Source organism: Bradyrhizobium sp. sGM-13 (assembly GCF_018398875.1).
In the GTDB taxonomy this organism is placed as follows: Bacteria; Pseudomonadota; Alphaproteobacteria; order Rhizobiales; family Xanthobacteraceae; genus Bradyrhizobium.
This window is the reverse complement of the sequence record NZ_JAGWDK010000001.1, coordinates 153,063-166,453: the sequence shown is the minus strand read 5'-3', so window position 1 is coordinate 166,453 and position 13,391 is coordinate 153,063. Positions and strand designations below refer to the sequence as shown.

Below are 13,391 nucleotides of genomic sequence, written 5' to 3'. Positions count from 1 at the left end.
CCGCGCAGGCGGGTGATCCAGTATTCCAGAGACGCCTGCGATTAATCGAGGAGCCGCGGCGTACTGGATCCCCGCTTTCGCGGGGGGACGACGGAGTGTTGGGCCGCCAGCAGGCGACCCGTGAAATCACCAGCCGAGCCACTCGGGCTTGCGCGGCAGGTCGATCGTCTTCACCTTTTCCATTTTGATGCCGCCGTTCTTGACGAGCTCGTTGAGCGGGGCGTCGGTCGCGCCTGCGACCTTCATGCGATACAGATCGACCTTGAGCGTGCCGCGGTGATCCTTCTCGGTGAAGGTCGAGGGGTTGCAGATGCCTTCGCCGCCGGCGGGCACCCAATCCTTCTTCTGGTAGAAGCCCTTCTTCACGTTCTCGCCGGTGGCGCCGCCGTTCTTGGCAGCCCATTCGACGGCTTCCTTCATGTAGAGCGCGGTGCAGACGCCGGCGAGGTAATGCACGGGACGGTAGGCGGTACCGGCCGCGTCCGACATCTTGGAGATTTCCATGAACGTCTTCATGCCGGGCGCGTTGCCGCCCCAGGCGATCGCGGTGCGCAGCGGAAACACCACGCCGTCGGCGGCAGCACCGGCAGCCTTGGCGGCGTTCTCATCCATGCCCCAGACGTTGCCGAGGAACTGCACGTCGACGCCGGCCGCCTTGCAGGCGTTGAGCACGGAGATGTTGGAGCCCGCGGTATTGCCGAGATAGGCATAGTTGGCGCCTGAGCTCTTCAGCGTAAGGCACTGCGCGCTGTAGTCGCCGGGCGTCAATGCGAACACGATCGGCGGCAGCACTTCGAACCCGAGGTCGGTGGCAATCGCTTCACCTGCCGCCTTCGGCGCGTTCGGATAGGGGTGGTTGGCGCCCATATGGACGTATTTCGGCTTGCCGGACTTGCCCTTGGCTTTCCAGTCCTCGGCGGCCCAGGTCAGCATGCCGCGAAGTGCGTCCGAATAGCTCGGTCCATAGAAGAAGTTGTAGGGCGCGGGCTTGGCCTTTCCGCCGGCGCCGGTCGGATCGGAGAGTGCTGCGGCATAAGATGCCGAGATATCGGGGATCTTGTCCTGGGCCAGGAAACCCGTCAGCGCTTCGGTGTCGGCGGTGCCCCAGCCGAGAATGGCGGCGACTTTGTCGGCGCCCGACCATTTCTTGTATTGGGCGATCGCGCGCGGCACCTGATAGCCGTAGTCGACGGTATCGAGGTTGACCTTGGCGCCGTTGATGCCGCCGCTCTTGTTGATCCATGCATAGGTGTCGGCGACACCCTGTCCGAACGGCGTTCCGACGTCCGAAGTTGGTCCTGAATAGTCGGTGAGATGCCCCAGCGCGATCGGCGCCTGGGCCGATGCAGCGGTAGAACCCAACAGCAAAGCAAGCGAGGCTGTGCTCAACAGAGTCTTCATCGTCATGGACATAGTCCTCCCGGTTACTTCTCGAGGTCTTCTCGTTGTTCATCCCGTTCCGACCTCAATGCGAGAACGGGTAGAGTTTCCAGTATGCCTTGATCTGCCGCCATCGATGCGCAAGTCCATCCGGCTCGAACACCAGAAAGATGATGATGATCAGGCCGATGGCCATCTCGCGCAAGAAAGCGATATTGTTCTTTAGTCCCAGAAATTGATCGATCGGGCTGTCGCGGAGCGCGACGCTGAGCCATTCCATCGATTCCGGCAGCAGCACCATAAAGGCGGTGCCCATCAGCGTGCCCATGATCGAACCGAGCCCGCCGATGATGATCATGGCGAGGAAGATGATCGAGCGATCGATGCCAAAGCCTTCGATGGAGACAACCTGATTGTAATGCGCATAGAGCGCGCCGCCGACGCCGGCAAAGAAGGCGGCGAGGCCGAACGACAGCGTCCGGTACTTGGTCAGGTTGATGCCCATGATCTCGGCGGACAGATAATGGTCGCGCACGGCGACCAGCGCGCGTCCGTCGCGCGAACGGATCAGGTTGGTGACCAGAAGATAGCAGACGACGATATAGGCCAGCACGACGTAGAAATATTGCTTATCGCCGCGCAGCATGTATCCGAAGATCGAGAACGGTTCGGCGCTGGCGGGGACACTGCCGCCGGTGAACCATTCGGCGCGGGCAAAGAAGTCGAGCAGGATGTATTGCGCCGCCAGCGTCGCGATCGCGAGATAAAGCCCCTTCAGTCGCGCCGCGGGCAGGCCGAAGACCAGACCGACCGCGGCCGTCACGACACCGGCGAGCGGAATGCAGAAGAAGACGGGAATGCCGAACCGGTTCGAGAGATAGGCCGAGGTAAAGGCGCCGAAACCGAAGAAGGCGGCATGACCGATCGAGATCTGGCCGGTGAAGCCGACGACGATGTTCAGCCCGAGGGCCGCGATGCCGAAGATGCCGATCTGGATCAGCAGGCTGAGGATGTATTCGTTAACGACGTGTGGCGCAAAGCAAATCAGCACTATGCCGGCGATCATGGCGTTGCGACTGGTCGTGGTCGGAAACACGGTGGTATCCGCCGCATAGCTGGTGCGGAAATCGCCGGCGGGAATGAGGGTCTGGCCTGCCATAATGATTTACACCCGCTCGATGTCTTTGGTGCCGAACAGGCCGTACGGCTTGATCATGAGGATGATGATGAGCGCATAGAACGGCGCGATCTCGTAGAGATTGCCCCAGTGCAGATATTCGCTGTCGAGAAAGTGCGCGACGTTTTCCAACAGGCCGATGATGATGCCGCCAAGCACGGCGCCGCCAACGCTGTCGAGACCACCGAGGATCGCGGCCGGAAACACCTTGACGCCATAGGCGGAGAGGCCTGCCGAGACGCCGTTGACGACGGCCACCACCACGCCTGCGACGGCGGAGACGGTCGCCGAGATCGCCCAGGCCATCGCGAATACGCTTTTGACTGAAATGCCGAGCGACTGCGCCACCTGCTGGTTGAACGCGGTGGCGCGCATCGCCAGACCATATTTGGAGAGGCGGAAGAACCACGCCATGCCCACCATCATCGCCACCGAGACCGCGAGGCTCATCAGATAGACGGTTTGCACCTGCAGGCCGAGGATGTTGACGTTCTGGGTCTGAAAGATGCGCGGGAACGGCTGCAGATTGACCCCGAACATCCATTTCATCAGCGCCGAAAACACCGTCGACAGCGCGATCGTCACCATGATTACGGAAATGATCGGCTCGCCGATCATGGGGCGCAGGATGACGATCTGGATCGCGATGCCGAACAGGAACATGAACACCAGCGTGATCGGCATGCCCAGGTAGAACGGCACCTGATATTTGGTCAGCAGCCACCAGCATACCCAGGCGCCGACCAGCAGCAGTTCGCCCTGCGCGAAGTTCACCACCTGCGTCGCCTTGTAGATCAGCACAAACGACATCGCGACCACGCCGTAGAGCGTGCCGACCACGAGGCCGTTGACGAGGAGCTGGATCAGGAGCTGGGTGTTCATGCGGCCCTCTTTCCCTCTCCCCTTGTGGGAGAGGGTGGCTTCGCCGACGGGTCGGCGCGAAGCGCCGCCCGATGACAGGCTTCGCGAAGACGGGTGAAGGTTTCTCTCCACATACGCGTGTGTGGAGAGGAACCCCTCACCGAAGTGAGTTCGTGGTGAATGGCGGTGTAGCCCTCTCCCACAAGGGGAGAGGGCGCATTAACTGGCACCGCGCGAAGCCGCTGCAACATTCTCATTCCGCGGCCTCCGCCATCGGCGCAGGTCCGCCGAGATCGACGACCCGCAGCGTGGTGCGGATGCGCTGGGTGGTACCGTCCTGGAAGCGGATCACGGTATCGACCGGAATGTCACTCTTGCCGGCGTAGATCGCGTCTATGATATCGGCGTATTTCTCGTTGATGACGCTGCGGCGGACCTTTCGGGTACGGGTCAGCTCGCCATCATCGGCGTCGAGCTCCTTGTAGAGCAACAGGAAGCGCGAGATGCGCTGCGCCGGCGGCAGCGTGGCGTTGACGCCCTCCACTTCCTTGCGCAACAGCGCGTAGACCTCGGGACGCGAGGAGAGGTCGGTATAGGTCGTGAACGAGATGCGGTTCTTCTCCGCCCATTTGGAGATGATCGAATAACGAATACAGATCATCGCCGCCAGCGTATCGCGGCCGGCGCCGAGCACCACCGTCTCGGCGATGTAGGGCGAGAATTTTAGCTTGTTTTCCAGATATTGCGGCGAGAAGCGCTCGCCGCGCGCTGTCTCGGCGAGATCCTTGATGCGGTCGATGACGACGAGTTGGCCCTGATCGTTGAAGTAGCCGGCGTCACCGGAATGCATCCAGCCGTCCTTGATGTCGGCGGCGGAGGCTTCCGGATTCTTGTAATAGCCGAGGAACATATTGGGGTGGCGCACGACGATTTCGCCGACGCCGTTGACGTCAGGGTTGTCGACGCGGATCTCGATATCGTCGGCCATCGGCACGCCGGTCGTATCCGGATCGACCTTGCCGGCCGGATGGAGCGTGTAGGCGCCCAGTAGCTCGGTCTGGCCATAGAGCGTGCGCAGCGGCACGCCCATCGCTTGGAAGAATTTGAAGGTATCGGGCCCGAGCGCGGCGCCGCCGGTCGCCGCTGAGCGCAGCCGCGTGAAGCCCAGGCGGTCGCGCAGCGCGCGGAACAAGAGCTGATCGGCAAATATCGAACGCTTGCCCTGAGCCAGCGCGGAAAAGCCCGTCTTCATTCCGATATCGAACAGCTTTTGCTTCAACGGCGAGGAATCCATCACGCCGGCGCGGACATCGGCGGCAATCGATTCCCAGAGCCGCGGCGCGAACAGCACGAAGGTCGGCGCGATCTCGCGGAAATCGTGCATCATGGTCTCGGGCTCTTCGACGAAGTTGACCTTCATCCGGCACAGCAGCCCTTTGCCGAGCGCGTAGACCTGTTCCATGATCCAGGGCAGCGGCAGCACCGAGACGTATTCGTCGTTCGGTCCTTTCGGATCGAAGGCGAGATAAGTCGCGCAATGTTTGAGGACGCGGCCAGCCGCCAGCATCGCCAGCTTGGGATTGGCCGTGGTACCTGATGTCGTGCAGAGGATCGCGACGTCCTCGCCGCGCGTCGCATCGACCAACCGATCGTAGAGCCCGGGTTCGCGCGCGGCGCGGTCGCGTCCCATTGTGGCGAGCTTCCCGGCTTCCATCAGGCGGGGATCGTCGTATTTCCGCATGCCGCGCGGATCGGAATAGACGATGTGCTTGAGGTTGGGGGCGCGATCGGCCAGCGCCAGCAGCTTGTCGACCTGCTCCTCGTCCTCGGCGAACACCAGCTTGGCTTCACCATAGCTGAGCAGATAGGCCGCTTCCTCGTCCAGCACATCGCGATAAAGGCCCAGGCTCATGGCGCCGATGGCATGGGTTGCGATTTCGGCGGCCACCCAGTCCGGGCGATTGTCGCCGATGATGCCGATGACGTCGCCGCGGCCAAGACCAAGTTCGACCAAGCCGAGCGCGAAATCGTGGACGCGGGTCTGGTAATCGCTCCAGGTGAAGACGCGCCACAGCCCGAGATCCTTTTCGCGCAGCGCAATCTCGCCGCCATGCTCCTTCGCGTTGAGGCGCAGCAGCTTTGGAAAGGTATCGGCTAGGGCGGCGCGCCCGACGTAGTCCATCATGCCACGCTCTCCCGAGGAGCCGGCGTGTCGTCGGGGTCGACGAGGACCTCATCCTCTTCGCCGAGATAGGCGCGTTTCACATGTGGATCGGCGAGCACGGAGGCGGGATCGCCTTCGGCGATCTTGCGGCCGAAATCCAACACCATGACTCGGTGGGAGATATCCATCACCACGCCCATGTCATGCTCGATCATCATCACGGTCATGCCGAACTCTTCGTTGAGGTCGACGATGTACCGCGCCATGTCCTCCTTTTCCTCGAAGTTCATGCCGGCCATCGGCTCGTCGAGCAGAATCAGTTGTGGCTCCAGCGCCATCGCGCGTGCCAGCTCGACGCGCTTGCGCAGGCCGTAGGGCAGGGTGCCGGCGGTCGCCTTGCGCACCGACTGCAGGTCAAGGAAATCGATGATCTCCTCCACCTTGCGGCGGTGCTCGAGTTCCTCGCGCCGCGCGCCGGTCAGCCAGTAAAGCGAGCCGGTGATAAAATTGTTCTTCAAGAGGTGGTGCCGCCCGACCATGATGTTGTCGAGCACGCTCATGTGGTGGAACAGCGCCAGGTTCTGGAAAGTGCGGCCGATGCCGAGCTGTGGCCGCGCGTTCGGATTGAGGCCGGTGATATCCTTGCCGCGGTAGAATAGCCGACCTTCGGTCGGCTTGTAGCGGCCGGAAATGCAATTGACGATGGAGGTCTTGCCGGCGCCGTTGGGGCCGATGATCGAGAACAATTCGCCCTCGTTCACGCCGAACGAGACCTCGGTCAGCGCACGGACGCCACCGAAGCGCAGCGACACGCCGCGCACTTCCAACGTATGAGCCACTCATTCCCTCCAGATAAGGCGCTTGCCGCGCTCTTTATCTATCGTTCGCAACTGAACCCGCAATCTTACATCCGGAGTGACCTTCCGGCCATCCGACTAACGATGCCGATCACGGCCGGCATCACGCGTAGTAACGCCGGACCCCAAACCGGTAGCGCCATGGGCACATCGGCCGAGGTGGCCCTCCTTAGGGCAATGCGATAGTTTGAAATGTCTTTTGCCTGACAATTCGTCGGGAAATTTTGCCAGGCTGCACTTTTATTGCGGTGCAGCAAGTTTAGGGCGTGACGGTCGATGCGATCATGATTGCTGCGGATTACCTCAAGCGCATCGCGGCCTGGTCGCGCGAACTGAACGAGCGGGAAATCGAGGTCGCCCGTGCCGGCATCGTCGAGAAATCCTATCGCGCCAACGAGCATATCTTCATGCGCGGCGATCCCTTCGACTACTGGACCGGCATCGTCACCGGTCTTGCCCGGATGAGTACCGTGTCGAGCGGCGGCAAGGCCGCGACCTTCGCCGGCCTCACGGCCGGTGCCTGGTTTGGCGAAGGCTCGGTGCTCAAGGGCGAGCCGCGCCGTTACGACGTAGTCGCATTGCGCGACACCAGGCTGGCGCTGATGGACCGCAGCACCTTCTTCTGGCTGTTCGAGAACAGCGTGGCGTTCAACCGCTTTCTGGTCCGGCAGCTCAACGAGCGGCTCGGCCAGTTCATCGGAGCGGTGGAACATGGCCGCACGCTCGATGCTACCAGCCGCGTTGCGCGTTCCATCGCGTCGCTGTTCAACCCGATTCTCTATCCGGACATGACGCGCCACCTGGAGATCACGCAGGAGGAAATCGGAGCGCTCTCCGGTATTTCGCGGCAAAACGCCAACCAGTGTCTGAAGCGGCTCGAGAAGGAGGGCTTGCTGCGGCTCGAATATGGCGGCGTCACCATCATCGAACTCGAACGCTTGCGCCACCATGGCGATTAGGCACCTAAGAGCCTGATTTCAAACGGCTTTGGCGATAGACTTGGCGCAGGTCGAATGCTATGGCCTGCGCGACGAGCGGGTTTGGAGAAGATATGGCGGCTCAGGATTTAAAGCGGCGCGTGGCGCTGATCACCGGCGTCACCGGCCAGGACGGTGCCTACTTGGCCGAATATCTGCTCGGCCTCGGCTATGAGGTCCACGGCATCAAGCGGCGGTCGTCCTCGTTCAACACCGCGCGGATCGACCACCTCTACCAGGACCCGCATTCCCGCAACGTGCCGTTCCTGCTGCATTATGGCGACATGACCGACTCGACCAACCTGATCCGGCTGATGCAGCAGATCAGGCCGACCGAGATCTATAACCTCGCCGCCCAGAGCCATGTCGGCGTCAGTTTCGAAAGTCCGGAATACACCGCCAACGCCGACGCCATCGGCGTGCTGCGGCTGCTGGAGGCGATCCGCATCCTCGGCATGGAGAAGGAGACGCGGTTCTATCAGGCCTCGACTTCGGAGCTCTACGGCCTGGTCCAGGAGGTGCCGCAGAAGGAGACCACGCCGTTCTACCCGCGCTCGCCTTACGGCGTCGCCAAGCTGTACGGCTACTGGATCACGGTCAATTACCGCGAGGCCTACGGCATGTTTGCCAGTAACGGCATCCTGTTCAACCACGAGAGCCCGATCCGCGGCGAGACGTTTGTCACCCGCAAGATCACCCGCAGCGTCGCCCGCATCGAGGTCGGCCTGGAAGAGGCGCTCTATCTCGGCAACCTCGAGGCCAAGCGCGACTGGGGCCACGCGCGGGATTATATCGAGGGCATGCACCTGATCCTGCAGGCCGATGCGGCGGACGATTTCGTGCTGGCGACCGGCGAGACCCGCTCGGTGCGCGAATTCGTCGAACTGGCGTTCGCCGAAGTTGGCCGCCGCATCGAGTGGCGCGGCCAGGGCGCCGACGAGGCCGGCGTCGATGCCAAATCCGGCAAGACCGTGGTCCGCATTGATCCGGTCTATTTCCGGCCCACCGAAGTCGAGCTTCTGGTCGGCGACGCCAGCAAGGCGCGCGAGAAACTGGGCTGGAAGCCCAAGACGTCGTTCGCACAGATGGTCAAGGAAATGGTGGCGAACGATCTCGACGAAGCGCGGCGGGAGGTCGCCAATGGCAAGCCTGCCGTTTGAGCTGAAGGGCAAGACGGTCTACGTCGCCGGCCACCGCGGCATGGTCGGCGCCGCGCTGGTGCGCCGGCTGGCGCGGGAAGACGTCGAACTGCTGACGACGCCCCGCAATGAGGTCGATTTGCGCAATCAGGCCGCGGTCAATGCGTGGTTTGCCGCCAACCGGCCCCAGGTGGTGTTTCTGGCCGCCGCCAAGGTCGGCGGCATCGTCGCCAACAACACGCTGCGCGCCGAATTCCTCTACGACAATCTGGCGATTGCTTCGAACGTGATCCATGCGGCGCATGTCCACGGCGCCGAGAAGCTGATGTTCCTGGGCTCCTCTTGCATCTATCCCAAGCTGGCGCCGCAGCCGCTGCGCGAGGATTCCATGCTCACGGGTCTGCTGGAGCCGACCAACGAACCCTATGCGATTGCCAAGATCGCCGGGATCAAGATGGTGGAGGCCTATCGCAGCCAGTACGGCGCCGACTTCATTAATGTGATGCCGACCAACCTGTACGGCCGCGGCGACAATTATCATCCCGAATACAGCCACGTCGTCGCCGCCCTGATCCGCCGCTTTCACGAGGCCAAGGTTGCCGGCGCCAAGCAAGTCGTGGTCTGGGGCACCGGCACGCCGCGGCGCGAATTCCTCTATGTCGACGACCTTGCCGACGCCTGCATCCACTTGATGAAGACCTATTCGGGTAGCGAGCTGGTCAATATCGGCACCGGCGAGGACATCACGATCGCCGAATTCGCCCGCGTGGTCGCGGCGACCGTCGGCTACAACGGCGAGATCGGTTTTGATGCCTCGCGCCCGGACGGCACGCCGCGCAAGCTGCTCGACGTCAGCCGGCTGGCCAAGCTCGGCTGGCGGGCCAGCACGAAACTTGAGGACGGCATCCGGCTCGCCTACCAGGCCTATCTCAGCGAGCACGAAATAACGCAGTAGAAATAGGCGTTCCTGCAATAAAAAAGCCCCGGATGTAATCCGGGGCTTCTTGCTGTCGAAAGTACCGTCGGCCTATTCCGGCTTGCCGATATTTACCTTCAGCGTGCCGACACCGTCGACACCGCACTCGATCTTGTCGCCGGGATTGAGCTGCGAGACTCCAGCCGGCGTGCCGGTCATGATGATGTCGCCGGCGGCGAGTTTCACCTGCTGCGAGAGCTGCCAGATGATTTCGGGCACGCTCCAGATCAGTTCGGTGAGGTCGCCCTTCTGCGTTTCCTTGCCGTTGACCGTCAGCCAGATCTTGCCCTTGGCAGGATGGCCGATCTTGGATGCGGGCTGGATAGCGGAGCAGGGTGCGGAATAATCGAAGGACTTTCCGACTTCCCACGGCCGCTCCTTCTTGCGCGAGGCGATCTGCAGGTCGCGTCGGGTGAGGTCGATACCGACGGCGTAGCCGTAGACATGATCGAGCGCCTTGTCGGCCGGGATGTTGAGGCCGCCGCTCTTCATCGCGACGATCAGTTCGACTTCGTGATGCAGGTCCTTGGTCAGCGGCGGATAGGGGATGGTGGCGCCGTCGGGCACCAGCATGTCGGCGTGCTTGGCGAAGAAGAACGGCGGCGCGCGCTCATCATTGCCCATCTCGCGGATGTGCTCGAGATAGTTGCGCCCGACGCACCAGATGCGGCGAACCGGATAGGAGCCGGTCTCGCCGACGACGGGAAGCGTGGGCTGCGGGGCTGCTGATATGACGTAGGAGGCTGCGGTCATGAAAGGGTCTCGGGTTACGGTGAAATTCCGGGTTCTTCTAGTTGAGCATGATCTTTTCGGAAAACCGGTGCCCACTTTTCCGGATCATGCTCTAGCTTTACGCGGTTGCGCTGATCGGCGCCAGACTGGGCGGACCGGCTTCGCGCTGCTGCAGGCGGAAGAAGGAAGCATAGCGCCCGCCGCGGCGCAGCAAATCGTCATGCTGGCCGCGCTCGACGATCTCGCCGGCCTCGACCACCAGGATGGCATCGGCATGCATGATGGTGTGCAGGCGGTGGGCGATCACGATGGTGGTGCGGTTCTGGCAAAGATGCTCGATCGCCTCCTGCACGGCTTTCTCGGATTCGGAATCGAGCGCCGCGGTGGCCTCATCGAGCAGGATGATCGGCGCGTTCTTGATCAGCGCCCGGGCCACTGCGATGCGCTGGCGCTGGCCGCCGGATAGCTGCGTGCCGTGCTCGCCGACCGGCGTATCGTAGCCGAGTGGAAAGCCCATAATGAAATCGTGCGCGCAGGCCGCCTTCGCTGCCGCCACGATCTCGTCCTGGCGGGCGCCTTCCTTGCCGAAGGCGATGTTGGCGCCGATCGTGTCGCGGAACAAATAGACGTCCTGGCCGACATAGGCGGTCTGCCGCCGCAGTGAGCGCCGCGACACGCTGGAAATGTTCTGGCCGTCGACCAGGATTTCGCCTTGGTTCACCTCGTAGAGCCGCAGCAGCAGCGCGAGCACGGTGGACTTGCCGCCGCCGGACGGGCCGACCAGCGCGGTGGTCTTGCCGGGCTCGGCGACGAAGCTCATCCGATTGAGGACCGGCTCGCCTGGCCGGTAGCCGAAGGTCACGTCGCGGAACTCGACCCGCGCGTCAGTGAGTTTCAGCGTCGGCTTGTCACTATCGTCAGGCTCGCTCGGTGGGCCGTCGACGATTTCGAGCAGCTTGCGCGCGCCGATCAGGTTGCTGTTGAGCTCGATGTTGAGCCGCGCCAGCCGCTTGGCCGGCTCATAGGCCAATAGGAACGCGGTCAGGAATGAAAAGAACTGGCCGGGCGAAGCGCCCATCGCGACCACGCGATAGCCGCCATACATCAGGCCGCCCGCGATCGCGAAGCCGCCGAGGGTTTCCATCAATGGGCTGGAGCGGTTGGAAACGCGCGCCATCTTGTTGGCGTTGCGCTCGACCGCGGCGATGCTGGCGTCGATACGTTCGCGCATCGCCTGTTCGAGCGTAAAGGCCTTCACGGTGCGGATGCCCTGCAGCGATTCCTGCATCGTCTCCATGATATCGGCGGTGCCCGAGAACTGGTTGTGTGCAAGGCCCTTGATGCGCTTCACCAGCTTGCGCAGCACGATCATCGCCGGCGGCGCCACCGCAAAACCGAGCAGCGCCATCAGGGGATCGGTCATCACCATGACGACGACGAGCGCGATCAGCGACAGCAGATCGCGGCCGATGGCGTTGATCAGGAGATTGAGCACCTGCGTCACCGCGGTGGCGCCAGCAGTGAGCCGCGCCAGGAATTCCGATGAATGCCGCTCGGAGAAGAACGCGATGTTTTCGTTCATCAGCTTGGCAAACAGCCGGCGCTGGTTGTTTGCGAGGATCGCATTGCCGATCTGCGACAGGATCACGGTGTGCCCGTAGGTCGCCGCACCCTTGATCGTAAAGATGACGACGGTGACCAGCGACAAGAACGCAATCCCGCGCACATCCTTGTCGACATAGGCCTTGTTGATGACCTCGCCGAGCAGGTAGGCAGAACCCGCGGTTGTCACCGCCGCTAATCCCATCAGCGAAAAGGCGAGCAGATAGCGCCGCCAGTAGGCGAGCCCCTGTTCAGCGACGAGGCGCCGAATCAGGATCGCCGCACCATAGGGGTCGTCGGTAATTTTCTTCGGAGTTTCAGTAGGAAGTTCGGTCATCCGCGTTCCATTGACGGCGCCTGGATAGCCCGGCGCGTCAGGGCTGCTGCGATGCCTCCTTGCCTGCTTAGAGGGGCTTTTTCAAGCCAAATAAGCGCTTGATTTCAGGCTGATTCCGCACGCTGCGGAATGCCGCCGCGCTCGCTGAACAGCCGCTTTTCCCAGATCAGCGCGTGGCCGGCAATGGTTTCGAGATTGTCGTATTGCGGCGTCCACTCCAGCATTGAACGAATGCGGCTGGTATCGGCAACCATGGTCACGATGTCGCCGGGGCGGCGCGGCGCAAAGGAGACCGCGAAATTGCGCATCGAGACGCGGCGGACGGCCTCGATGGTTTCCAGCACAGAATAGCCGCGGCCGTAGCCGCAGTTCAGCGTGATCGAGCTTCCGCCGCCTCGCAGGTATGACAGCGCGGCGCGATGGGCCTCCGCGAGATCGCTGACATGGATGAAATCGCGGATGCAGCTTCCGTCCGGCGTCGGGTAGTCGGTTCCGTACACGTCGACCTTGGCGCGCTGCCCGATGGCGGCTTCGACCGCAATCTTGAGCAGATGTGTCGCGCCGACGGTCGAGAGGCCGCAGCGGCCGTGCGGATCGGCGCCGGCGACGTTGAAATAGCGCAACACGACGTACTTCATATCGTGTGCACTAGTGACGTCATGCAGCATGATTTCGGTCATCAGCTTGGATGAACCGTAAGGCGACATCGGTCGCGTCGGCGCATGTTCCGGCACCGGCACCTGGTCCGGATTGCCGTAGACCGCAGCCGTCGACGAAAAGATGAAGCGGCTGACGCCGGCCTTCACCGCTGAATTCAATAGGCTGCGGGTCGTCATGGTGTTGTTGCGGTAATAGCCGAGCGGGTCGCGCATCGAATCCGGCACCACGACGGAGCCTGCGAAATGAATGATGCTCTCGACGCGGTGCTGGGCGATCACGCCCTCGACGAGGTTTTCGTCGCCGGCGTCGCCGATGAACAGCGGCACGGGGCGGGGCAACAGTGAGGAAAATCCGGTGGACAGATTGTCGATCACGACGACGCTTTCCCCGGCGTCCACCAGCGCATGAACCGTATGACTTCCGATATAACCGGCGCCACCGGTGACGAGCACGGTCATGGGTCACCTCTCCCGATTTATTTGGAGGGCAATGCTAGGGGCTCGCGGTGAAGAGGGGGTTTCGGCGTCGG

Annotated in this window: 11 protein-coding genes; 3 read left to right on the top strand and 8 right to left on the bottom strand. The window is 62.5% G+C overall.

Annotated elements, in window-relative coordinates:
• Nucleotides 1–126 precede the first annotated feature (126 nt).
• The 5 genes from KJQ96_RS00785 to KJQ96_RS00765 form a co-directional block, all read right to left on the bottom strand.
• Nucleotides 127–1,407: an ABC transporter substrate-binding protein gene (locus tag KJQ96_RS00785; protein WP_213284807.1), complete on the bottom strand. Its 1,281-nt coding sequence runs from the start codon at nucleotides 1,405–1,407 to the stop codon at nucleotides 127–129.
• A 58-nt stretch (nucleotides 1,408–1,465) separates the two neighbouring features.
• Nucleotides 1,466–2,539, bottom strand: a complete 1,074-nt coding sequence (locus tag KJQ96_RS00780) for a branched-chain amino acid ABC transporter permease (protein ID WP_213284806.1) — start codon at nucleotides 2,537–2,539, stop codon at nucleotides 1,466–1,468.
• Between the two features lie 6 nt (nucleotides 2,540–2,545).
• Entirely contained in the window at nucleotides 2,546–3,439 is an 894-nt protein-coding gene (locus tag KJQ96_RS00775) for a branched-chain amino acid ABC transporter permease (protein ID WP_057847915.1), read from the bottom strand.
• A 232-nt stretch (nucleotides 3,440–3,671) separates the two neighbouring features.
• Complete coding sequence (locus KJQ96_RS00770) at nucleotides 3,672–5,603, bottom strand: long-chain fatty acid--CoA ligase (protein ID WP_213284805.1); 1,932 nt, start codon at nucleotides 5,601–5,603, stop codon at nucleotides 3,672–3,674.
• A complete protein-coding gene (locus KJQ96_RS00765) occupies nucleotides 5,600–6,421 on the bottom strand; it encodes an ABC transporter ATP-binding protein (protein WP_028351612.1) in 822 nt (273 codons plus the stop codon). Before KJQ96_RS00765 ends, KJQ96_RS00770 begins: the two co-directional genes overlap by 4 nt.
• A gap of 302 nt (nucleotides 6,422–6,723) precedes the next feature.
• Between KJQ96_RS00765 and KJQ96_RS00760 the strand changes: the two genes are divergently transcribed.
• From KJQ96_RS00760 to KJQ96_RS00750, 3 genes are all read left to right on the top strand, one after another.
• On the top strand, nucleotides 6,724–7,398 hold the full coding sequence (locus KJQ96_RS00760) for a Crp/Fnr family transcriptional regulator (RefSeq protein WP_028351611.1): 675 nt from the start codon (nucleotides 6,724–6,726) through the stop codon (nucleotides 7,396–7,398).
• Between the two features lie 92 nt (nucleotides 7,399–7,490).
• The gene (gene gmd, locus KJQ96_RS00755; protein ID WP_213284804.1) at nucleotides 7,491–8,576 is read left to right on the top strand and encodes a GDP-mannose 4,6-dehydratase; all 1,086 of its coding nucleotides are present in this window, start codon (nucleotides 7,491–7,493) and stop codon (nucleotides 8,574–8,576) included.
• Complete coding sequence (locus tag KJQ96_RS00750; RefSeq protein WP_305829124.1) at nucleotides 8,557–9,510, top strand: GDP-L-fucose synthase; 954 nt, start codon at nucleotides 8,557–8,559, stop codon at nucleotides 9,508–9,510. The genes gmd and KJQ96_RS00750 overlap by 20 nt, the downstream gene beginning before the upstream one ends.
• A gap of 72 nt (nucleotides 9,511–9,582) precedes the next feature.
• Here KJQ96_RS00750 and KJQ96_RS00745 read toward each other — a convergent pair whose 3' ends face one another.
• The 3 genes from KJQ96_RS00745 to galE form a co-directional block, all read right to left on the bottom strand.
• Nucleotides 9,583–10,284 carry a fumarylacetoacetate hydrolase family protein gene (locus KJQ96_RS00745; protein ID WP_028348554.1) on the bottom strand — a complete coding sequence of 234 codons (702 nt, stop codon included), beginning with the start codon at nucleotides 10,282–10,284 and terminating at the stop codon, nucleotides 9,583–9,585.
• Nucleotides 10,285–10,381: 97 nt separating this feature from the next.
• Nucleotides 10,382–12,202 (bottom strand): ABC transporter ATP-binding protein, encoded by a 1,821-nt coding sequence (locus KJQ96_RS00740; RefSeq protein ID WP_213284803.1) that lies wholly within the window; start codon nucleotides 12,200–12,202, stop codon nucleotides 10,382–10,384.
• Between the two features lie 104 nt (nucleotides 12,203–12,306).
• Entirely contained in the window at nucleotides 12,307–13,320 is a 1,014-nt protein-coding gene (gene galE, locus KJQ96_RS00735) for a UDP-glucose 4-epimerase GalE (RefSeq protein ID WP_213284802.1), read from the bottom strand.
• Nucleotides 13,321–13,391: the final 71 nt, after the last annotated feature.

What these genes read in the sequence shown, in the direction of transcription:
- KJQ96_RS00785 (WP_213284807.1), bottom strand. Translation starts at nt 1,407, where the DNA reads ATGACGATGAAGACTCTGTTGAGCACAGCCTCGCTTGCTTTGCTGTTG.
- KJQ96_RS00780 (WP_213284806.1), bottom strand. Translation starts at nt 2,539, where the DNA reads ATGGCAGGCCAGACCCTCATTCCCGCCGGCGATTTCCGCACCAGCTAT.
- KJQ96_RS00775 (WP_057847915.1), bottom strand. Translation starts at nt 3,439, where the DNA reads ATGAACACCCAGCTCCTGATCCAGCTCCTCGTCAACGGCCTCGTGGTC.
- KJQ96_RS00770 (WP_213284805.1), bottom strand. Translation starts at nt 5,603, where the DNA reads ATGATGGACTACGTCGGGCGCGCCGCCCTAGCCGATACCTTTCCAAAG.
- KJQ96_RS00760 (WP_028351611.1), top strand. Translation starts at nt 6,724, where the DNA reads ATGATTGCTGCGGATTACCTCAAGCGCATCGCGGCCTGGTCGCGCGAA.
- gmd (WP_213284804.1), top strand. Translation starts at nt 7,491, where the DNA reads ATGGCGGCTCAGGATTTAAAGCGGCGCGTGGCGCTGATCACCGGCGTC.
- KJQ96_RS00750 (WP_305829124.1), top strand. Translation starts at nt 8,557, where the DNA reads ATGGCAAGCCTGCCGTTTGAGCTGAAGGGCAAGACGGTCTACGTCGCC.
- KJQ96_RS00745 (WP_028348554.1), bottom strand. Translation starts at nt 10,284, where the DNA reads ATGACCGCAGCCTCCTACGTCATATCAGCAGCCCCGCAGCCCACGCTT.
- KJQ96_RS00740 (WP_213284803.1), bottom strand. Translation starts at nt 12,202, where the DNA reads ATGACCGAACTTCCTACTGAAACTCCGAAGAAAATTACCGACGACCCC.
- galE (WP_213284802.1), bottom strand. Translation starts at nt 13,320, where the DNA reads ATGACCGTGCTCGTCACCGGTGGCGCCGGTTATATCGGAAGTCATACG.